Raw genomic sequence first — 22574 nt, forward strand, 5'->3', positions numbered from 1 at the left:
GATGTTGAATCAAAAAAAACGCTATTTTTCAAAAAAATAGCGTTTTTTATTGCCATAAAATGCAATTAAGTTTGTGGATTGTTGAGGATTTTATAATCGCTGTAGGTAACAGTTTGAACACTGTCGAGTGACTTAAAAATTGCCGCTGTACCCATTATAGTGGTTGATGTATGAGCTGGCATCACTAATCCCTCAAACACATCAAAACTTAACTCTAATTCAAATTTAGTTAACGTAACTGAAAACGCAGGATTTAACTCGTCAGTATTTTTGATGAGAATTTTACGTAAATGCTTGGATGTTTTATCCAAATAAAGCACGCCTGCTAATACGTTATTGTCTAGCTCATCAATATTGGGTGTAAACGTAAATGACATATTATTGTCATCCTCACCGACAAAAACCAATGTCGACAAATCAATTAAATCAGAAAACGCTAATTCATAGCTAGTTTCGTCTTTATCTTCATGCAGATCTTGTTGACGTTCTCGGTATTCAGTTAAGCGCTTTTTACCAGGAGTATCACCATTTTCAGACACCAAACTCCAACGTTCAGTTTCAGTTAAAGATGCATTGAATTGTTCAATACGTGTCATGTCTGGCATCACTGTTTGCTGTGAATACTGCCAAAGCACCTTGGTACCGTCATTATTACTATTAAGATCGCTGAACGCTTGCTCAACCCATTGTTGTTGTTCTTCGCTCACGGCTGCATTGGCGTTATAGCAAACGAATGAAAAACCTACCAATAGTGCAACTTTAAACCCTTTCATGCTATCTCCTTATACAATGGTGAGTTAGATGTTGTGTACTTAAATGAGGTACTCAAACCCTACACATAGGCACTTTACAATTGGACAACATATCACTACAAAGTTCCATTGCTCTGAAAAAAACCAAAAGAAAGGCCGCGACAGTAACTGTCGCGGCCTCTTGATCTCTTGTTAAGCTTTCCAGCTATAAATGTGCTCCCTGCACCATCCATGCGTATCACTTGCTTCCTGCTCTATCCTTGTTCAATCCTTGATGTTCCTTGTACAATTAAGTACTTTCCATCTTACTCGATTATCCTTTTACCGAGCCTGCTCCATCCTGAGCGTGTCCTTATATCATCCATGAAATTCTTAACGTATCCTGTCGCAAATCATTTGCGTAGAATCTTGCATCCATTGCACACTATCATCCTGATAATGTTATAAAACTCGCTTAATCCGCTATTGCGTCCATTGAGCAAGTTTAACGTTTCATCCTGAAACTCAATACCGTCCGTTATTTCCATATACTCATGGTCTTCCAAGACCTCTTTACTACCTTGTAATGTTCCCGTCCTAGGAACGAGATAAATAATAATTCATTTACCTCTACGTAAACAGGTACCTCTAAATGATTAAAATACCTCACAGATAACACAAAATTAAATAAACTTTACAATCAATAACTTAAATATTCAGGAGAAATATTAACCCGTAATAAGGTGATTCGGCTCACACACTTTGTGAGATATATCTCACAAAGTGTGTAGCAGAAAAGGTAAACAACAAGTTAACGATTTTTATATCCACTACACAACATAAGTTAATTTATAATCGAGCAAGTATTCTTGCTCGAAAATAATATAAAAATTTAGTGCGTATACTCAGAGATCAAACACTTTCAACTTACGACCTTCTTCAGCACTGGCAATGCCGAGTCCAATAAGTCTCATGACCAAAAGGGCCTGCTCTGCCGTTACTGGATTTGGGCTGCGAAGACAAATCGCATCGCGAATGCCTTCATAATATGCTTGGTAATTGCCTGGTGTCGTTATGATGTCTTGCTCGATAATCGCGTCTTTGTGTTTCAGCGATAATTTGCAAGAAAGTGGATCGTTTCCCCACCCCTGAGTTCCAGGCTGCTGACCTGACTTAAGCGCATTCTCCTGCGTATCAAGACCAAACTTAGTAAAGCTGCCACTAGTGCCATGCACTGTCATACGTGGGCCAGGGTTAGCAACCAATGCACTACCATGAAGAATTACCCGCATTTCGTCATATCCCAGCACGGCATGAAACCAGTCATCTGCGACTGCTCCATCACGTTGTTGAGCCAGGTCTAACCACATTGTATTTGGTGTACCAAACAACTGCAGTGCCTGATCGAGTAAATGCGATCCCAAGTCAAACCACAAACCTCCGCCTAGAGCAGCCGACTCACGCCAGCGCGTTTGAACTTCAGGCCTATAGCGGTCAAAGTGTGATTCAAAATGTGTCACACGGCCTAGTGAACCTTCGCGCAACACCTTCTGTAACGTCAAAAAATCGGAATCCCAACGGCGATTATGAAATACTGATAGCAGCCGATCATATTGATGAGCGAGTTTAATAAGCTCCTTACCTTCACTAGTAGTGAGAGTGAATGGCTTATCCAAAACTACGTGCTTACCGGCTGCTAGAGCCGCTGCCGCAAGAGGAAAATGCGTATCATTGGGAGTTGGAATAACCACCAAATCTATATCAGCGCAGGAAAATAACTCTTCGGGGGATGAGAACACAGCCAAATCAGGTTGGTCTATATGCACCTTTGCCGGATTGCTGGAGGATATTGCGGCGAGTTGTAGGCCCGATACAGCCTTAATCAATGGTGCATGAAACGTTTTTGCGGCATAGCCGTAACCAACGATGCCTATTTTGAGTATCTTTGTCATAAATTAATTCCTAGCATGAGCAACCAAAAATTTGATCATCGTCACTACCTATAAAAATTGCTCTATTTTGTAAATTCCGTTACATAACAATTTGCTGACCGAAGTGTTAATATTATAAAAATGAATCTGCCTTATTTATGTAAATGCATTTTTAACCTGTCGGAGTCACAATACCACTGCATAAATATTGTAGTTTGTAAAACTTCAGACTGGGGGGGTCTAGTGGTGTGAGGTATCGATAATTTAATGTTAGAACGTTGTCTTTATTACTGACACCCGGCAACTTACCAACAAGCTTACAAAGTCTTCAAACCATTTAAATCAATTTTTCAATAACTTACCCTCACCCGCTTCGGTGGGTTCATCGACATATTACTCATATAAACCTTGAGTATAAAATTATTAAAAAGCCCCATCATTTCTGATGAGGCTTATTCTGCTCTACGCTAATCGAACACTTTCCTAAAAAGCCTTTTCAAATTCAATTGTTGGCTATTCAACATGTGGTCAATACTGTCATCATATTTTAATACTCATACATCTGACTGCATCACCTCTCCTTAACAGCTTCAGTCGGCAAAAGTCTCATTTAACACGCTGGCTAGTCCTGTTGTATTCATACTAAAAATTAAATGAACCAAGTTCGGATTTAAAACCAACACAGCTTCAATGCCATGGGCTTGAAGGGCGGTACTGTCTAATAGACTGGCATCTTTCACTTCTAAGCGTAAACGATTATCAGCAATAGCACGACATGAACTCACGTCACCCAATAGTGGCAGGATGGCTTGAGCTTGCTCGCGATCCTTTGCTGAAATGTTAACCGTTGCTGTTGCTATTACAGGCGTGGGAGTCGCAGCAAGATAGCCACCTGACGCGAGCATTTCATCAATTTCGGTACGTGACACTTCGGCGATAGTCCCCACAATAGCTTGTACCGCACTTCCCGAAATCAACACGCCACTGGCGCCTAACTGCTTCAATCTAGCTTGATCCACTTTACTTGTATCGCGCACATCCATCCGTAAGCGGGTAATACAAGAATCCACATTGACTAGGTTCTCTGGTCCGCCGAAGGCTTCGATAAAGTTACGCGCTCTTTCTGTCCCTTCTGATGAGACTAGCTCTAATTCGACATCCATTCGGCCTGGCGTTTTCAAGTCGAACTTCAAAATTAAGAATCTAAACACCACGTAATACAGCGCCGCATAAATGAGACCTAACACCACCAGCAACCAGATTTTTTGCGAATGACCTGAAAGAACAAGAAAGTCGATCAAACCGTGTGAGAAAGAGGTTCCATGAACAACACCAAACATATTTACTAGCACATAAGCAAGACCAGCCATTAACGCATGTACTACATAAAGTAATGGTGCGGCAAATAAGAATGCAAACTCAATGGGTTCAGTAATTCCGGTTAAAAATGCGGTTAACGCTGCCGAAATCATGATACTACCGACCATGACACGATTTTCTGGGCGGGCAGTATGCCAAATCGCCATTGCAGCAGCAGGTAAACCAAACATTTTAAACAAATAGCCTCCCGCAAGTTGACCGAAGCCATTACCAGCAGCTCGACTCGCATCGTCTGCTTGCAAATAACACGTCAGTACGCCAGTTGCAGGTTTACCTAAACTGTCAACACAATTGCCCGCTTCGAAGAAGAAAGGTACGTTCCATACATGGTGTAAACCGGCTGGAATTAACGAACGCTCAACCACACCATAAATACCAAAAGCTAATGTTGGATTTTGATATGCCGCCCAATGGGAAAATGCAGCAATAGCATTACCTATCGGAGGCCAAATGAACGATAAGATAACTCCCGCAAAGATCGCTCCAAAACCAGTAATAATAGGCACACTTCGTTTACCTGAGAAGAATCCAAGATATGAAGGTAATTGAATTTTAAAAAAACGGTTAAAGGTCGCTGCAGCAATAGCACCGGCAATCATACCGCCAAACACGCCCACATCAGTACCAGGTTCAAGTACGCCGATGGTTTTAACCATGATGGCATATCCCACTAAGGCCGCCATAGCAGCCACACCATCATTTTTAGCAAATCCTAACGCGATACCTATCGCGAATAGCAATCCCATATTGCTAAAAATGGCTTCGCCCGCTTGTACCATTAACACATTGACGATATCGGGGAGCACACTAAAACCTGCGCTCCCAACGCCTAATAAGATACCCGCCACGGGTAATACGGAAACCGGCAACATGACCGATTTGCCCACTTTTTGTAAAACCGAAAATGCGCCACTCATCATAGCCTTCTTCGGTTTAGCTGCTGTTATTGTTTTAGATGTCATAATACAACCTTAGAAATTTTAATAGATTACCAAGTGATCAACGTTTTTCAATATCGCCTTTAACGGCAAGTAACGTATTAGGATCTCGCATTAATGCTCGAACATCTTTGGCATCTGCACAGCTCATCGCTTTAGCAGCTATAAGCTGACACGCTTGCTGATTTAAATGACGCACTTGATGCTTCACTTCTGGAATTGAAGGCACACTCACAGACAGTTCATCAATACCTAAGCCGACCAAAATAGGCACAGCATCTTTTTCGCCGGCCAATCCACCACAAATGCCAGCCCATTTACCTTTGGCATGCGCGGCCTTAACCGTCATATCGATCAGGCGTAATACTGCAGGATGCAATCCATCAGCAATGGCGGCTAACTTAGGGTGTCCACGATCAATCGCTAAGGTATATTGAGTCAAATCATTAGTACCAATAGAGAAAAAGTCGACATGTTCAGCCAACACATCTGCCATCACGGCAGCCGATGGCACTTCAATCATGATGCCAATTTGGATCCCACTAATATCGATAGCCAATTTTTCGGCTTCTTCTTTTACAACTTGTTTGGCTAACTTAAGCTCAAACAAAGACGCTACCATCGGGAACATAATGCGTAAGTTTCCTGCATCAGCCGCTTTTAATAGCGCACGAACTTGTTGTCGTAATACTGCGGGCTTATCTAAACCGACACGGATACCACGCTCACCGAGGAATGGATTGTCTTCTTTCGGCAAAGGTAAATAGGCCAACGGCTTATCTCCTCCTACATCTAGCGTACGCACAACTAGAGGACGCGGTCCTAACGTTTGCAGTACCGCACGATAGACTTGTTCCTGATCATCCTCTGAAGGTGCAACTGATTGGTCTTGATAAAGGAATTCAGAACGCAATAAACCAACCGCTTCGCCTCCCATTTCAACTAATTTTTGGGCATCACTGACTTTAGCGATATTGCCGGCAATTTCAAATCGCACTCCATCTAAGGTAACGGCTGTCTCATCTTTGTGCGCTAAAGCCAAGGCTTTCTGCTGCTCAGCGGCATTTTTAATCACATCAAGTTGCGCCATTTCAGCTTCTGTTGGCGACAATAATAGATAACCTTTTGCTGTATCGAGTAACACCTCAGTACCGTGCAAGGTCATGATCTTAGCTTCAACACCAGCCATAGCAGCAATACCCATTGCTCTAGCTAAAATAGCACTGTGGCTCGATGCCCCTCCTAAAGTGGTGCAAATTCCTTTAACAAATGCGGGGTTTAGTTTGGCAGTATCTGAAGGGGTTAAATCTTTGGCGACTAAAATGGTATTTTCAGGGAGTTCAGCCGGAATAGTATCCTGAGACAATCCCGCCATAATGCGTGAAACCCGATTACCAACGTCGATAAGGTCTGTGGCACGTCCTGCGAGTAATGGGTTTTCCATTCCAGCAAGTTTGTCCGCTTGGCGACAAATACTCTTACTCCAAGCATAAGGGGCCGACTTACCTTGCTGTAATTCAATAATACAGTCATCGTACAAATCAGGATCTGACATTAGCTCTTGGTGGGCCACAAAAATATCGGCTTTTTGCCCCATATCCTTGTTATGCAGCTCTTCAACCAGTTCGACTAAGGTTTGATTAGCCACCTTCATTGCATCGTCTAAAGTTTGCTGTTCAACCTGTGCATCGTCGGCAAAAGTGTCAAACTTAGGCACTTCAGCTTTAATCACGTATAAACGCCCTTTAACTTGACCGGGAGATGCCTCCACACCAATCAGCTGACGTGGATCTTGGCTCGTTTGTAGTAGTAGTGATGGTTCGGAAAAAGGATCGAAGTCGCTTTTAACGTTCTTAGTCACAAGTGAAGCATCGGCGCCCTCTTCACCTAAACCAGTGCTTATCGCCTCAGATAATGCTGCTATTGCCGCTTGCTGATCTTTACCTTTAGCGAGAATAACAATCTGCTCACCAAAAGCGATGTCTAACCCCATAAGACCAACCACACTTCGAGCATTTGCTTGCTTGCCTGCTTTATCAATCATCACGTCACAGTCAAATGCTTTAATCGCAGTGACAATGGCAGCAGCAGGCCGAGCATGAATACCGGTTGGATTAATAACCACTATTGGCGCAGAACTGACCATGTCATCTGACTTTGTTACAGCACGAACTGCCGCTGATACCTCTGCACTAAATAACAGATCGCCCGCGTTGACAAATTGTTCAGTCGTTGGTGTTAATGTAATAATTCTGGTCATATCCGTGAGCAGTATGACGGTACGCAAACTTTTTACACCGCAACCCACTTTATCTAAATCCAGCTCAATCAGTGGCGTTTTAGCTTTTACAGCATCACCCACTTTCACTAATGCCGTAAATCCTTCGCCTTTCAATTTAACGGTATCGACACCTATATGAAGCAGAATTTCGATGCCAGTCGCCGTTAATAAAGTCACGGCATGCTTAGAAGGATGTATTTGAGTAACGGTGGCGTCACATGGGGCGTGAAGAATGTTTTCTGTAGGGTCTATCGCTAATCCATCACCCACCATCTTTTGGGAAAATGCGGCATCAGGAACCTGACTCAGTGGACAGCACACCCCCGTAAAAGGGGCCAGCAACTGAATTGTGGTTGAAGTTTTTTTATTCATTGGAACTCCGAATTAAACACTTAACTGCATAATATTAATGTTTTTTATTTTTTGCAGTGAAAATAGTAAAAATGAAAAGCTGCTGCTTACATGATTACTCACTACTCCCTTATCAATCTGACTATTAGCACAACTAAATGAACGTTTTTAAGGAGACCAACGATTGCCACTCCTTAATGTGTAGGGACGACGATATTCTTTAGGTAAATATCACGGATAATCGCAGTGAATACCTTAGTGATCTGGCACTAATTTACCAAAGGTAAGATGTGATGTCCCAACCAGATCTCCGAGATATGACATCGGTAACAAAATTACTTAATTGTTACCAACATCCCAAAACGTTAACAACCCCCAGCGCAGATTGAAAACGTTACCTCTGTATTTAGCCTTGCGTTTATTCATCTATAATCGAATCTAAAACATCTACAATAACGGTTACTTATATTAGCGTTAATTTAAGCTGTTTTAGAGTGCATGTTGTATTTCAGCTTTAGTTAAAATGCAATATCACCTTTGAGAGTGACAACCCAAGCATCATTATTCTCACTGATAGCACCTGGATTATGTATGTACTGAATTTCAGGACGAATAGCAGAATACTTAGTCACTTGAAATTTGTAATAGCTAGCAATGACCGTCTCTGTTTCCTGGATAGGCATATAAAGTGCGTGATTGTCATTATAAAGCTGAGCGCTATCAGCTATGCTATCGTTCACATGTAGGTATTTAGCGGCTAAGCCCCATTTATCTGTCGGACGAGCAGCAAATGGACCTTGATAATTCACCCCTAATGCCAATGATTTATCCACAGTAGTGATATCTTGATCGTTCAACGTCCCCATAAGGAACACACTAAGACCGCGGACAGAATCACCATCTACAGCAGTAACCTGTTGCTCTGCGACAAAATAAGCACCATCTTTACTGTCATGTTGACGTGCTTTGCCACCATCAATAATCAAGGGATTACCATCTTGATTGTAGTAAAGATCTTCACCTCCAACGGTATCATGCCAATAACCCAGTTTATAAGTACCTGGTAAGTCATTGAGGTTGGGCATCCAAGCAAGTTCTACAGGAATCGTCACTCCCAAAGTGCCATGAGGACTGCCTAAATTAAGATTTTGACTATTTTTAAGCCAGCTTGGGTTCATTTGGTAAACCCCGGTCTTTAAATACCATTCTGGCGCTAGCTGATACTTGACGACACCCGCCCATTGGCTTATAGGCCAGTTGTAAACCGTGGAATTAACATTACCGAATTGGGATCCACAGAATCCAAGATAGGCAAATTCACATTGGAAAGCACCAAATTCAGCGCCAACATTCATACGGCCTAACTTAATATTGAGGTCGCCACTAAGTAGTTTTTGCTCATAATAAAACTCAGAAATACGGGTCACTCTGCCGCGGCCAAACACTTCTATAGATTGCATTAACTGGCCGATTTCAGCTTTATCATTAATATTCTGGCTCTGCCCACCTCTATTGGTCAGTGACAAATGGAAGTTGGCATCGGACAAGTCTAATAATTTTTCGAGGTCGAAGTTAACACCAAGAACGGTTTGATCTGCATAACTAGTGGCATGATGTTGGCCACCTGTTAAGTTGCCTCCGGTTTCGAAGGTATAACCTAAGCTAACGTCGATACCGGCATTATGCATCTGGCTTCGGATACCACCAATATCACCGAACAAATAGTTATCCGCGGAGAAATTTTCGGCTTGTACTGAACTACTGCAAATAAGTAACAGTACTGAGGCTGTTATGAGAGAATTTATACTTTTCATTGAATACTTCTTTTAGTCAATTGGAAAGCGCAATGCATCGTCAAAAATAAATGCACTATTTGATGTAGCAAAATCGTTATTTTGTTTAAAAAAATAGTAATTACAAAACGAGAATACAGTAATTAATTTACATACCAATCTGAATGTGTTGATTATGAGCGCGTGATCTCATGCTGAAAATTGCCACGGTTCTTTCAGACACTCTTGAATTTAGTTGGCTTTTAGTTTGCATAACAAACAATGTTTCTAACGCAATATAGATTCTAGTGGGAGCGCATAGATGAACAGGATTGCCAACGGATACGTTGGCAGAAAAACTCACTTGGAAGGAGTTACAGGTGCCAGTGAGGCTATACAAGCCGATGTGAGATGGAGTGATGGAGAGTTTGCGGTTATGAGTACCACTTACAAAGAATAAAGCGCAACCTTACATCTGAGGCCATATCATCATGCCAAATATGTGGGTTTTATTGCTCTTATTGCGGACGATATTGATTGACTGATTAACCTGGGCAGTTAACTCACCAACATAGGTGATGAAAGCATCAATCCGAGTAGGTTTATCTATCGATTTGATTCGATTTTAAAGATGCTAATAACATCAACATTGCGCCATAATGTACATAAAATTGCATTCTAGCGCGGTGACGAGTGAGCAAGAACTCTATATTTCCATCGTAGCGAAAGTTTTTATCGCGTAACGATTTGTCGAAACAGATATGAGATTAATTAAACAGTAACGCAAATAAAGGCGCGGTTATCACCATGGCTATGCCAGTAAAAATCATGGTTAAACTTGCGACGACGCCTTCTTCTCGGCCAATTTGATTCGCTTTAGCGGCTCCTGCACCATGGGCTGATGCGCCTAATGATATTCCTCGTGCCAAGCTGCTTTTTATGTTGGCAGCTTTAAAAAGAGGATCGCAAATGAGCATACCCATAATACCTGTCACTAACACTAACATTGCGGTTAATTCAGGGACGCCACCAAATGCGCTTGTTGCTTCAATAGCAAAGGGAGTTGAAACCGATCTTACAATGAGGCTTTTAGATAGTTCTGCCGGCATATGAGTGAAATGGAGAATCAACCATGATGACCCAACGCCTAAACATAACCCCACTAATACGCCAACACTTATGGTTAACGGATAACGTTTAATCAGAGCCCTTTCTCTATAAATTGGCACTGCAAAGGCAATAGTCGCAGGCGCTAATAACGCGGGTAGCCAATGGGTAAATTGAAAATAATCGACCAATGGAATTTGAAATATCACTACAGTCAACAAAATAATAGTAGGGGCTAAAATAATGGGGGCGAACCAAATGCGTTGCTGGCGTAAATACAAGCGCTTACTAAAATAATAACCGACTAACGTGAGTAATAAACACAATACACCTAATAACGAACTATTCATTGTTACACCCCATTATATTCAATTTTAAACAGCACGTAAGCGCTGAGATGTAATGCTGTTTAAACGTTGCTGACGTTCAAATTTAAATAGCTTATCGACAATAAACGCAGTACCCAATAACACACTCGTACTCGCCAATAACATACATACAATCAACTCTGCACCATAGCTTTCGAGTATTGACTGATATTTGGTAATAGCGACAACAGGAGGAATGAAAAATAATAGCAAGTCACCGATTAACCATGCTGAACCTTGGTTAACAATTTTTTCAGGCACCCAATGGCAAGACAATAAGATGAATAGAACACCTAACCCAATAACACTTCCTGGAATAATCGAATGAACACAGAGAGCTGCCCACTGGCATAACCATGCAAAAAAACATAGACCACCCACTTGGATGACTAAGGTTGTTTTACACTTTAAATAGGTACGATGAGTATTCAGTAGAGATAACATTTGATTTCACACAATGGTTATTTAGTTGATATGCGGAGTTTACCCTTGCTTAATTGATAAAAAAAATGAATATTAATGATTGACTACATCACTTTTGGTTATGTTAATGGATCTTAAAACACTGCACTATTTCATAGAGGTTGTTAATGCTGGCGGTTTCGCTAAAGCATGTCACACAGCATTTGTGACTCAACCTGCCCTCTCAAAAGCAATACGCTTACTGGAAGAAGAGCTTGATATGATATTGCTAGAACGCGGAAAGCGTGGCTCGCAAATCAGGCTAACTGAAGCAGGGAAAGTAGTTTATCGCCATGCCTCAAAGTTAATGGAAGCCCGTCAACTGATGATGGCTGAACTGGATTGTTTACGTAATTTAAGTGGTGGTTCACTAAAATTAGGGCTAGCTCCATTAGGCAGTGCAGAGTTATTTGCCCCTGTGATAGCTCAATTTAGACAACAATATCCGAGTATTGATCTGCAATTATTGGTGCGCGGCGGTATAGAGCAAACGGCAGCCTTACACAAAGATGAAATAGAACTTGCGACAGGGATTATTGATTTCGATGATGAGTTTTGTGGTATTCGTATTCGCAATGAGTCAATGGTGGTTGTATTACCCGCAGGCCATAAACTTGCGAGTAAAGAAACGTTACAGTTAAGTGAGCTTGATCAATTGGCCCAAGTGATGTTTGAGCCAGAATACGCCTTATATGAGCTAGTGCTTGAAGCTTGTGCCAAAGCGGGATTTAAACCCCAAAATATCACTCGAGTCAGTCATGCTGATTTTGGCATTGCACTAGTCGCGGCAGGCTCTGGAGTAATGATACTGCCAAAAATTATTGCTGAACGATACCGGGTCGAAGCGGTTGTGAATGTCCCCTTAGCCAGTGAAGATTTACGCTGGGAGTTATCATTGTTTTGGCGTAAACAGAAACATCTATCATTTGCGGCTCAAGCAATGATAAAGCTTATTAAGCAGCATTTAAGTCAGCTAGAAAATAAACCTAAAAACGAGTAAAGCAGCAGCGTTACGCATAATGTTTATCGAAAGCAACTAGCCAAGATTTTATCAACCGAAGAGTCAAAATAATTTAGATACAATTGCACCTAAGCCGGTAGCAGAGGTTGATGTTGCTTTAGATGGGCTGTTATCTACCGTTAACGTATAGGTCCCCACAAAGTCATCAATGTAGCCAGGGGGCATTTATGCGTAAGAAGTAACAGTAGGTTCAACATGCAGCTCATTACTAGCAGACCAATAAGGCAATGTATGGTTAGGCATACCATTGGTTTCAATAACAACGTTCGTGCCACTGAGCAACACATTGACGTTGTTATCATCAAACTCATAGTACGCAGTATGTAAAATGCCACTGCCTAAATCTTCTGTTCCCGTATCAGTGTCAGTATCAGTTGAAGTATCGGTTGAACTGGTTGCATCTGTTACATCGGTGCTGTCTTCAGAACCGCCACAGCCAGTTAACCCCAAGGTTAATGCTAAGGTGATGGCAAGAGTAAGCAAACTTAAAGGTGAAGAATTCATGTCATATCTCATAGGCGTAAATATAAGATAAAGCTTAACAATGAAATGTGTAGCAACTACGCAGAAATTATGAATAACCAGCAGTTTTGTATATACCAATGTAAATGAGGTTAAAAAGCCCTCCAATCGCCAAATTCGATAAAAATAGCATTATCGGTGTAATCATATATTGTTTTTCTAGCCAATTAGTCACGTCAATCAACACAGCCAGCGAGTCAATAAACAATTGAATAGAAAACTAAATATGACACATATCAACAATGAGAATAACTTCACAAATTTAAATATCACAAAGACTTAGTATCGAGTTACTGCTCCGATCCGCTTTAACAATTGACCAAATGATAACGACATTTATTGTCATTGCTAAAGGTGTATTCTCAAACCTAAGGATACTGCAATGAAAACTACCGACATCCGAATTGTTCCAGGTCTGATTTCAATTGCGATAATTATATTTCTTTGGTTCATCGTCCCCTCACCGGAAGGTGTGTCGGCCAATGCCTGGCATTTATTGGCTTTGTTTATTGGTACTATTGTCGCAATTATTGGTAAAGCGATGCCTATTGGGGCTATTGCCATATTAGCCATTACACTCGTTGCATTAACAGGCGTAACCAATGACAAGCCAGCTGATGCCATTAAGGATGCCTTAAGTGGATTTTCAAACTCACTGATTTGGTTAATTGGTATTGCGATTATCATCTCACGCGGATTAGCTAAAACAGGTTTAGGGAACCGTATTGGCTATTACTTTATTGCTTTGTTTGGGCGAAAAACCATTGGTATTGGCTATGCGTTAGCGTTATCAGAGCTGGTCATTGCACCTGTCACACCCAGTAATACGGCACGAGGCGGCGGAATTATTCACCCTATAATGAAGTCAATTGCAGCGAGTTTGGGCTCGTCTCCAGAAGAAGGAACATCACGCAAAATAGGCCATTATCTTGCCTTAGTGAATTATCATACCAACCCCATTACCTCGGCAATGTTCATTACCGCGACTGCACCTAACCCATTAATAGTCAAATTGATTGCTGATGCCACAGGTGCAGATATCAGTATTACTTGGGGCACATGGGCACTGGCAGCATTATTGCCAGGTTTGCTTTGTATTGCGCTAATGCCACTGGTTATCTATGCGGTTTATCCCCCAGAAATAAAGCGCACGCCAGACGCAACAGCTTATGCTAAGTCAAAGTTGGCTGAGATGGGCCCTATGACTTTTGCTGAAAAAATCATGGTGAGTGTGTTCTCGCTATTACTGATCTTATGGGCAGGAGTACCTGCCATGATATTAGGGGCGGATTTTGCGGTTGATACCACTGCAGTCGCATTTTTAGGCTTATCCATTTTGTTAATTAGCGGGGTACTGAGTTGGGAAGATGTGCTTAAAGAAAAAGCCGCTTGGGATACCGTGGTGTGGTTTTCAGCATTAGTCATGATGGCAACGTTCTTAAATAAGCTGGGATTAGTCGATTGGTTTTCTGGTGTGGTTGAAACCAATATCGCCCAAATTGGTGTCAGCTGGATGATTTCAGTGATCATATTGGTGGTGGTTTACTTTTATGCACACTACTTTTTTGCCAGCACCACTGCGCACATTACCGCCATGTTTGCAGCATTCTTCGCCGCTGGCATCGCATTAGGTGCCCCACCTTTATACCTAGGTTTACTCCTTGCAGGCGCATCATCTTTAATGATGTCGCTCACGCATTATGCCACTGGCACCTCACCGATTATCTTTGGCTCCGGTTACGTATCAATGGAAGACTGGTGGGTAATGGGCTTTATTATGAGTGTTGTCAATTTAACCATTTGGGGTGTTGTCGGCGGACTGTGGTGGAAAGTACTTGGTTATTGGTAAGGTTGAGATAGAAATAAAATCAGCCTGTGCTTAAGCCATATTGATAAAGCCAAAAGTTGATTAAACCTAAAATTGATTAAGCCTAAAGTTAATTAAGCTCAACATTGATTAAATTAACGCTGACAAATAACATGAGTGATTTGTCAGCGTTAATCTGTAACCCTTTCACAGAACGAATAACTATATTTCGGTCTTAAACTGCTTTACATTTAACTCTAAGCTTTTAGCAAGCTCTTCAAGTTGATAACTGGCCGCGGTAATTTTACCGGCTTCTTGCTGAGCCAATAATGCTGAATGAGTAATTTGAATAAAGTTTTGATTTATATCCGCAGCAACCACAGACTGCTGCTCTGCTGCTGTGGCAATTTGGATATTCATATCGCTTATTTTAATTACCGATATATTGATAGCCTGTAATGATTCTCCAGCGTTTTTAGCTTGTTGAACACTACTATTGGCCTGCTCTTGACCTTCGTTCATAACAGTCACAGCTTTAACAGAACTGGCGCGCATGCTTTCAATTACAGCTTGGATTTGTCTTGTTGATTCTTGTGTACGCTGAGCAAGATTACGCACTTCATCAGCAACAACGGCAAAACCTCGGCCTTGTTCACCTGCACGTGCAGCTTCAATGGCCGCATTTAAGGCCAACAAATTAGTTTGTTCAGCAATACCTTGAATCACATCTAACACAGATCCAATTTCTTTACTGTCTTGTGACAGTAAATCAATGATCTGTGCCGCTTCACTTACTTTAACGGCTAACGCATCAATATCAGTCTGTGTTTTAGTCACTTCAATCTGACCTGCATTAAACTCATTTGTGGCCGTTTGTGATAGTAGCGCAGCTTCGCTGGTATGGTTTGCGACTTCTGAAACGGTACTCGACATCTGGGTGATCGCTGCAGCACCATTATCGGTCGCTAATTTTTGATTATTAATGAGGTGTTCGTTTTGCTTTGCCGTTTGGTATAAATCTTTAGACGCCGCAAGTAACTTATTTGCGGCCAACATGGAATTTTGGGTTATGTCGGTCAGGTTAACGGTTAAATCCTGCACTGCACTTAATATACTCTGAGAAGAATTAACGGTTAATTTTACCGTGAGATCACCTGAAGCGATTTGTTGGATCACACTGGCTGCATATTCCGGCTCGCCGCCAATAATATTTTTTAAGCGCTTAACAGAAGTTAACGCCACCATACACCCAATAAATAGTGCAATGGCGGTTACAACGAGCATCACCGACTGAAAACTGGTTGTTTGCTCACGCGCTGCTGAAACTTGTTGTTGAATCTGCGCTTCTTGATAATCAATTAACTTATTAATTCTTTTTAGCCATTCGCTATATAAAGGTGAAACTACCACTAATAGGTGCTCTGTCGCAGCATCATTACGGCTCGAATTAACCATCTGCAACAAGGTTTCAGTAGCCGCTAGCGTGGTCACTTCAATGTCTTTAATCGCTTGCAGTAAGCTTAACTCTTTATTGCTGTGCTGCACGTTGGCATACATAGTATTAAGTGTTTTTGCAGCTGTGAGATAAAACTGTTTAAGACGATTAATATCATTTTGATGCTGTTGTGACAGTGAAGCATTATTGACTAATACGGCATCTCGAATTGAAATGGCTCGATCATGCACACTGCCTCTGAAATTAATCGCTTGGCGCTGTTCAACTGCTGTCTGCTCTGACAATTTGGTTAAATTATTGTCTGCGATACTTATTTTGAGTAAACCAAACAAGGTTATACCAACCATAATGACCAGTAAACTTGCAAAGCCAAAGTAAAGACGGCTTATTATTCTCATTGTTAAGACCTTTTGTGTAATTAAGTGTATTGGTACTTTTCGGTAAAATTTGAAGCGTAAAATTGAGTCAGTAAAATTAAAAACATGAATAACAAGCGCTAAAGACAACGGCTTTCGACAATTGACACTTTGATTTTTAAGGTGATAACTAAAAATCAACTTCAATCATTAATGGTAATAGTATAGTTGATGCTCAACAGTTTTCTGACTCCATGATGAATAAAGACCGGAGCATCGTTTCAATAATTTCAGCAAACCTTTTTTACGGCCTAATCTAAAGAGTGAGCGTATAAAAACCGCGAGCTCGATTGAATAAAGCTCTGAAGTCTGCGAACTCAATACGCTTAGCGATGCTCTGCAGCTCATTTTTATCAAGACATTTCTGCTGATGTAATCAACGTGAGTAGATTCAAATTAATCAATGAGATGTCGTAAATAGAAATACCTGTTGTCAAAATGGCAACTCGTACCTACAAACCTTTCAATCTATTATCCTTGCAACATTAAGTGAGGGTTTTATGACTAGATTTATACTGTGTAGCTTCGCGCTGGTTCTGCTTTATCCCACTGCAATTGACCTTTATTTAGTTGGTTTACCACAAATCGCCAAAGACTTAGGTGCAAGTGAGTCACAACTCCATATCGCTTTTTCTGTGTATTTAGCGGGTATGGCCACAACGATGGTATTTGCCGGTAAATTATCAGACGTTATCGGCAGACGACCCATAGCAATTACTGGCGCTATTATTTTTACATTAGCTTCGTTCATGGGCAGTACAGTAGAAAACAGCCAATCTTTTTTAATCGTCCGCTTTATTCAAGGTATTGGCGCTGGCAGTTGTTACGTGGTCGCGTTTGCTATTTTACGTGACAAGCTGGACGATAAACGCAGAGCAAAAGTATTATCTATGGTCAATGGAATTACCTGCATCATGCCCGTTATCGCCCCGGTGATTGGTCATTTGATCATGCTTAGCCTTCCATGGCCAAGTCTGTTTATTACTATGGCAGCCATGGGTGGAGTGGTGTGTTTAATGTCAGTATTTGTTTTAAAAGAAACCAATACTACACGCCAATCATCACGAGCTAATGTAACAACAGTCGAAACAACTGATCCATCGATAGCCCACCCCTTCACTCAATCAACAACTCAATCAACAACCCAATCCACAACTGCGGCAGAATCCTTTTACCAACGATTCTTTTTAAGCCGACTACTCATTAGTGCCATTGCCGTTACAGCAATTCTTACGTTTGTAAATGTATCGCCAATGTTGATCATGAATATCATGGGCTTTAGTCGCGGCGAGTATTCAATTGCGATGGCATTAACGGCACTTGTTAGTATGCTCACCTCATTTGCTATGCCATTGGCGTTGACATATATCAAGCAACGTAGCTTGATGCTGGTATCTCAATTATTATTTGTGTCTGCCGCAATCATCCTCGGGCAGACTCAACTCAGTGCCGATAGCCAATTTATCAGTCTATTTGGTCTTAGTCTTATCTGTGCAGGATTTTCAATTGGGTTTGGTGTGGTAATGAGCCAAGCGCTTAGCCCCTATCGTTATCGAGCGGGTGTCGCCAGTTCTATGCTCGGAGTGGCTCAAATTTGCAGTTCAGCTTTGTATATTTGGCTATTAGGCTTGCTTGGTATAAGTGCATTGAATATGCTGATATTAATATTGTTAATGGGTGGCGTTATCAGCGCTGTTTTAATAGTATTCATTCCCTCACCACTGCCGAGTATTTCCAATGAAGAAATCATTAGCACGCCTTGATCTAAACTTGCTGATCACTCTGCAATTGTTACTACAAGAATTAAGCGTCACTAAAACAGCAAAAAAACTGAACGTGACGCCGTCAACGGTGAGCAAATCTCTCAGCAAGTTACGAGAATGGTTTGACGACCCTTTGTTTATAAAAACACCTCATGGATTTAGCCCAACGTCACTCGCCATCAGTATGGAACAAGAGCTTGCTGACTGGTTACAAGTCAGCAGTCAAATACTCGCCAAACGCGGCGATGAGATCCCTAACGGTGTGCGCTTTAATCTTGCGATGGAATCGCCATTGCTGCTGACGATGTTTAATCAGCTTACACAGCAAATATTTCAGCAGTATCCAGACGCTAAAGTCAAAGTTCATAACTGGGACTATGATTCAATTGAAGCTATTATTCGAGGAGAAGTTGACATTGGTTTTACTGGCCGAGAGAGCCACCCAAGATCAAAAGAATCGATTAAACTTTTACCTTACTTTATCAATTACGAAGTATTATTTACCGACCTCCCCTTAGTGTATTTACATAAAGATCACCCAGCCTTAAAAGAAGATTGGAATATTGATACTTTTGTAAAATATCCACAAATTAACATCACATGGGAAAAGTCTGAAACCTGGGCATTAGATGAAGTATTAATAGAAATGGGCTTAAGCCGTAATATTGAATTAACCATGGCCACGTTCGAACAATCTTTGTTTATGACAGCTCAGTCTGGTCACAACATGATTACCACTGCACCACAATATTGTCAGCACTACTGTCGTAATATACACACAGATTTAGTGTGTTTACCTATTCCGGTAGATAAAGCATTACAAGATAAATTGATGATTCCCTTCACCATGATTTGGCATAAACGAAACAATCAAAATCCAAAAATAAAATGGTTAAGATATGCGATAAAAGCCTTATATCGAGACCTTAATAATACCTACTTGCGTTAGTGTAGAGATACAAGTGACATAGTTATTTTGGCCACCTAAATAGAGGTGATATTATTATCTCGTACATGACTTTAGGTGAACACATGAGATCGATAACCTACTGCTTTATAAGCGCTGATAACGGTTACAGTTGTTGAAAAATAGCTTTCATATGCTTTCACACAAAGATCTACACACACTAAAGACTAACTCATAACCCTCATTTACAAATCCAAGGAGGAGACGTATTCCATAAATTAATCCACTCAGGGATTGAGCTTGCTGGCATTGGCCTTGCTATACCGAAACCTTGTGCTAATTGACATCCCATTTTAAGTAATTGCCGACCATGCTCTTGGGTTTCAACCCCCTCTGCTATCACAGAACGACCGAAGGTCTTCGATAATTCAATGACACTTTTTACAATGGCTTGATCATCCATATCATCTAACATGTCAATGACAAAAGATTGATCTATTTTTATAACATCAGTCTTTAACTTTCTCAAATAGCTTAAAGATGAATACCCCGTACCAAAATCATCTAACGAAAAACGTATCCCTAACTGTTTACATTGACTAATAACCTCAGCGATGTGCTGAGTATCTTTAATAATACTGGATTCTAAAATTTCAAATTCAAGCTGACCCGCTTGAAAACTCGTGTTGAGAAATAAGATTTCATTTAATTGTTTAATGAAATCTTCATGCTGAAGTTGTAATGGACTGACATTGACACTGATAGGTATAACTATTCCTAAGCGTCGCCATTCATTATGCTGCTTTATTGCCTGGTCAATTACCCATTTACCTAACTCAATTGCTAGAGGCTCTTCTTCAATGTAGGGCAAAAAGCGAAAGGGTGACAAAAGACCTTCTGTCGGATGTTGCCAACGAATAAGGGCCTCTAAACCTATAATATCATTAGTTTCCATATTAATTTTGGGTTGGTAGAATAACAAAAACTCATTGTTATTAAATCCATTGCTTATGTATTCTAACTCTCGATACTGGAGTTTTATCGCTACATCATTTTCAAAGTCAAATTCATGAATGCAATTCTTTCCCTGCTCTTTAGCCCGATACATAGCCTGATCAGCATGACGAATAAGTATGTCTGGGTAACTATTATCCTGTGGGAAAAATGTCACGCCAATACTCACAGTTATAGAAAGGCGCTTATTTTCAATAATAAATATTTCTGTAATTGAAGAAAGTATTCGCTGTAATATTTCTGTTGCTTGATGATGACAGTCTAAATCATCAAGAATCAAAACAAACTCATCGCCACCAAACCTGGCAAGAGTATCATCCTCTCGTATTGCAGTTTTAAACCTATTTGCAACAAGGCAAAGAAACTCATCTCCTATATCATGACCGTAAGCATCATTTACCTCTTTAAAGCCATCCAAGTCTAGGAAGGCTATAGCTATTTGTTTGCTATTACGCTGCGCTTTGATAAGCGCTTGCTGCATTCGATCAGCTAACAAATTTCTGTTTGGCAAATGTGTTAGTGGATCATAGTTGGCTGCAAACTTTAACTTCTCATTTACTTCTTTTAATACCTGATTACTTTTTTCAAGTTTGCGTTGATTATTTTTCTCGTCGGTAATATCTTGAAATATACCACTTAATTTTTCAGCAACACCATCGACATACGTGATATGACAAGTCGTTCTAACGTCAATCTTTCGTCCTTTGGTGGTATAAGTTTCAAGCTCTAAGTCGTACTCTTCGCCAAGTTGAATCGCAGCATCAAGCGCTTCTTGGAATAATTTTTTGGAATCGGGTAATAAATAACTTACCCCCATTTCAACGGTAGGAATATATTCTTGCGGAGTTGTTTCATAAATTCTGTAAGTTTCATCTGTCCAAATCAAGTCACCGTTATGCAAGTTGAGTTGCCAGCCACCTAGCTTGCCTATCTCTTGAGATTCTCTCAATAACTCGGTTGTGGTTGCAAGTAGTTCTTCCTGCCGCTTACGAAAGGTTATTTCTTGGTGCATGCCAATCATTCGTGTCGGCTTGCCTTCAACATCCCATGCAATAGCTTTGCCTGTAGACAATACCCAAACATAATGACCGCTTTTGTGTTTCATACGAACTTCTAACTCACAAAGTTCGCTTTGGCCTTGACAATGATAGTCATAATTTTTAATTGCCCTAGGCAAATCATCTGGGTGCAATACATCTAGCCAAGTTTGGTAATCAACAGGCATTAACTCCGATAAGGTATACCCTATAATCTCAGCCCAACGTTCATTACAAACAAGACCATCATTTTCAACACGCCAATCCCAGACGCCAACATTAGTCGCATCTAAAACTAACTCATTAACCTCTTGGCTTATCGTATTCTTGTGCATGGCCTTTATACTGTTTGGGATAAAAAGTTATGGATTAATCAGCTTTTGTAAATAAGAACTTTTTGCCTTTTAATCAATCACAAAAGTCTACTTATTACTGTTTTTTAACTTCAATACTAAAACAGTTTTAACGAACAGATATTCTTTAATATAAGGTAAGCTTGATTAAGTATCAAAGCAAATCACTTAGTTAATGAGCGAAAAAAATATTAATAAAACGAAAAACAAAATGAGATTAGAGCTTCAATTTTTTACACTATATCCAAGACCTAAACGGTAGAAAAAACTGTGCCACCCATCATCTGAACAAGTAACATAGCTCATTTCCATTGCTTTGGCGACAGCTCTGCTCGATGTACTCAATTCATCAACCTCAATCGACACATAAAAAAACTAGTTTTGAATTAGTGACTTATCGGTCGCCTACGGAATTCAACACAGCTGAGAAACTTGATAGCAATCAAATATGAGGATGTGTTGTGTTTTTTGGAGGGGATACTTAAGCGCACAGCCTGCGCTGACAATTTGTGGTGCCTTGTCGTCGTTTCCGGTATCAATGCTCACAATATTCACTTAATGCAGGTAAAGCTCAAAATTGTTAATGAGGATGGATAGCTTGCTTTTCATAAAGAGGAGCCTTTGGGCTCAAAATCCTATCTTGCGCCCCAATAAATAAGCCTTATATTTGTCGGTTTGGCATTTGGTCTTAAATCTTGAGGAGGGATAGCTTGCTTTTAATAAAGAGGAGCCTTGGGGGCTCAAAATCCTATCTTGCGCCCCAATACATAGGCCTTATATTTGTCGGTTTGGCATTTGGTCTTGAATCTAGAAGAGGGATAGCTTGCTTTTAATAAAGAGGAACCCGGGGTTCAGAGCCCTATCTTACGCCCAAATAAAAAGGCCTTATATTTGTCGGTTTGGCATTTGGTCTTGAATCTAGAAGAGGGATAGCTTGCTTTTAATAAAGAGGAACCC

14 protein-coding genes are annotated in these 22574 nt (G+C 40.7%); 4 read left to right on the forward strand and 10 right to left on the reverse strand.

All coding sequences use genetic code 11. From position 1 onward, the window contains the following. Positions 1-65: 65 nt before the first annotated feature. The 7 genes from AAEY98_RS10140 to AAEY98_RS10170 form a co-directional block, all read right to left on the reverse strand. Entirely contained in the window at positions 66-773 is a 708-nt protein-coding gene (locus tag AAEY98_RS10140) for a hypothetical protein (RefSeq protein WP_101086620.1), read from the reverse strand. Between the two features lie 863 nt (positions 774-1636). After that, positions 1637-2683 carry an oxidoreductase gene (locus AAEY98_RS10145; RefSeq protein WP_162023513.1) on the reverse strand — a complete coding sequence of 349 codons (1047 nt, stop codon included), beginning with the start codon at positions 2681-2683 and terminating at the stop codon, positions 1637-1639. Positions 2684-3252: 569 nt separating this feature from the next. Then, positions 3253-5004, reverse strand: a complete 1752-nt coding sequence (gene ptsG, locus AAEY98_RS10150; protein ID WP_162023514.1) for a PTS glucose transporter subunit IIBC — start codon at positions 5002-5004, stop codon at positions 3253-3255. A 37-nt stretch (positions 5005-5041) separates the two neighbouring features. Continuing rightward, positions 5042-7633 carry a phosphoenolpyruvate--protein phosphotransferase gene (gene ptsP / locus AAEY98_RS10155; RefSeq protein ID WP_351016726.1) on the reverse strand — a complete coding sequence of 864 codons (2592 nt, stop codon included), beginning with the start codon at positions 7631-7633 and terminating at the stop codon, positions 5042-5044. Positions 7634-8130: 497 nt separating this feature from the next. After that, a complete protein-coding gene (locus AAEY98_RS10160; RefSeq protein ID WP_351016729.1) occupies positions 8131-9426 on the reverse strand; it encodes a carbohydrate porin in 1296 nt (431 codons plus the stop codon). A 725-nt stretch (positions 9427-10151) separates the two neighbouring features. Continuing rightward, positions 10152-10841: an LrgB family protein gene (locus AAEY98_RS10165; RefSeq protein WP_101086616.1), complete on the reverse strand. Its 690-nt coding sequence runs from the start codon at positions 10839-10841 to the stop codon at positions 10152-10154. Between the two features lie 24 nt (positions 10842-10865). Then, positions 10866-11303 carry a CidA/LrgA family protein gene (locus AAEY98_RS10170; protein WP_162023516.1) on the reverse strand — a complete coding sequence of 146 codons (438 nt, stop codon included), beginning with the start codon at positions 11301-11303 and terminating at the stop codon, positions 10866-10868. Between the two features lie 106 nt (positions 11304-11409). Here AAEY98_RS10170 and AAEY98_RS10175 point away from each other — a divergent pair, with 106 nt between their 5' ends. Beyond that, positions 11410-12321: a LysR substrate-binding domain-containing protein gene (locus tag AAEY98_RS10175; protein WP_351016732.1), complete on the forward strand. Its 912-nt coding sequence runs from the start codon at positions 11410-11412 to the stop codon at positions 12319-12321. 186 nt (positions 12322-12507) lie between these two features. Here the strand turns inward: AAEY98_RS10175 and AAEY98_RS10180 are convergent, their stop codons facing one another. Further along, a complete protein-coding gene (locus AAEY98_RS10180; protein ID WP_351016734.1) occupies positions 12508-12846 on the reverse strand; it encodes a hypothetical protein in 339 nt (112 codons plus the stop codon). A 400-nt stretch (positions 12847-13246) separates the two neighbouring features. Between AAEY98_RS10180 and AAEY98_RS10185 the strand changes: the two genes are divergently transcribed. After that, complete coding sequence (locus AAEY98_RS10185) at positions 13247-14713, forward strand: DASS family sodium-coupled anion symporter (protein WP_335691319.1); 1467 nt, start codon at positions 13247-13249, stop codon at positions 14711-14713. 180 nt (positions 14714-14893) lie between these two features. Here AAEY98_RS10185 and AAEY98_RS10190 read toward each other — a convergent pair whose 3' ends face one another. Beyond that, positions 14894-16525 (reverse strand): methyl-accepting chemotaxis protein, encoded by a 1632-nt coding sequence (locus tag AAEY98_RS10190; protein WP_351001179.1) that lies wholly within the window; start codon positions 16523-16525, stop codon positions 14894-14896. A 518-nt stretch (positions 16526-17043) separates the two neighbouring features. Here AAEY98_RS10190 and AAEY98_RS10195 point away from each other — a divergent pair. Both AAEY98_RS10195 and yidZ read left to right on the forward strand, forming a co-directional pair. Then, entirely contained in the window at positions 17044-18306 is a 1263-nt protein-coding gene (locus tag AAEY98_RS10195; protein WP_351016738.1) for an MFS transporter, read from the forward strand. Further along, entirely contained in the window at positions 18281-19255 is a 975-nt protein-coding gene (yidZ, locus tag AAEY98_RS10200; protein ID WP_351016740.1) for an HTH-type transcriptional regulator YidZ, read from the forward strand. Before AAEY98_RS10195 ends, yidZ begins: the two co-directional genes overlap by 26 nt. Positions 19256-19454: 199 nt before the next feature. On the opposite strand, the gene AAEY98_RS10205 is transcribed toward yidZ, so the two are convergent. Continuing rightward, positions 19455-21599, reverse strand: a complete 2145-nt coding sequence (locus tag AAEY98_RS10205; RefSeq protein WP_351016743.1) for a putative bifunctional diguanylate cyclase/phosphodiesterase — start codon at positions 21597-21599, stop codon at positions 19455-19457. Positions 21600-22574: the final 975 nt, after the last annotated feature.

It is taken from the genome of Shewanella sp. AC91-MNA-CIBAN-0169 (assembly GCF_040310165.1).
In the GTDB taxonomy this organism is placed as follows: Bacteria; Pseudomonadota; Gammaproteobacteria; order Enterobacterales; family Shewanellaceae; genus Shewanella.

Bases quoted from the DNA above. Each gene is read 5' to 3' on its own strand.
- AAEY98_RS10140 (WP_101086620.1), bottom strand. From the start codon at position 773: ATGAAAGGGTTTAAAGTTGCACTATTGGTAGGTTTTTCATTCGTTTGC.
- AAEY98_RS10145 (WP_162023513.1), bottom strand. From the start codon at position 2,683: ATGACAAAGATACTCAAAATAGGCATCGTTGGTTACGGCTATGCCGCA.
- ptsG (WP_162023514.1), bottom strand. From the start codon at position 5,004: ATGACATCTAAAACAATAACAGCAGCTAAACCGAAGAAGGCTATGATG.
- ptsP (WP_351016726.1), bottom strand. From the start codon at position 7,633: ATGAATAAAAAAACTTCAACCACAATTCAGTTGCTGGCCCCTTTTACG.
- AAEY98_RS10160 (WP_351016729.1), bottom strand. From the start codon at position 9,426: ATGAAAAGTATAAATTCTCTCATAACAGCCTCAGTACTGTTACTTATT.
- AAEY98_RS10165 (WP_101086616.1), bottom strand. From the start codon at position 10,841: ATGAATAGTTCGTTATTAGGTGTATTGTGTTTATTACTCACGTTAGTC.
- AAEY98_RS10170 (WP_162023516.1), bottom strand. From the start codon at position 11,303: ATGTTATCTCTACTGAATACTCATCGTACCTATTTAAAGTGTAAAACA.
- AAEY98_RS10175 (WP_351016732.1), top strand. From the start codon at position 11,410: ATGGATCTTAAAACACTGCACTATTTCATAGAGGTTGTTAATGCTGGC.
- AAEY98_RS10180 (WP_351016734.1), bottom strand. From the start codon at position 12,846: ATGAATTCTTCACCTTTAAGTTTGCTTACTCTTGCCATCACCTTAGCA.
- AAEY98_RS10185 (WP_335691319.1), top strand. From the start codon at position 13,247: ATGAAAACTACCGACATCCGAATTGTTCCAGGTCTGATTTCAATTGCG.
- AAEY98_RS10190 (WP_351001179.1), bottom strand. From the start codon at position 16,525: ATGAGAATAATAAGCCGTCTTTACTTTGGCTTTGCAAGTTTACTGGTC.
- AAEY98_RS10195 (WP_351016738.1), top strand. From the start codon at position 17,044: ATGACTAGATTTATACTGTGTAGCTTCGCGCTGGTTCTGCTTTATCCC.
- yidZ (WP_351016740.1), top strand. From the start codon at position 18,281: ATGAAGAAATCATTAGCACGCCTTGATCTAAACTTGCTGATCACTCTG.
- AAEY98_RS10205 (WP_351016743.1), bottom strand. From the start codon at position 21,599: ATGCACAAGAATACGATAAGCCAAGAGGTTAATGAGTTAGTTTTAGAT.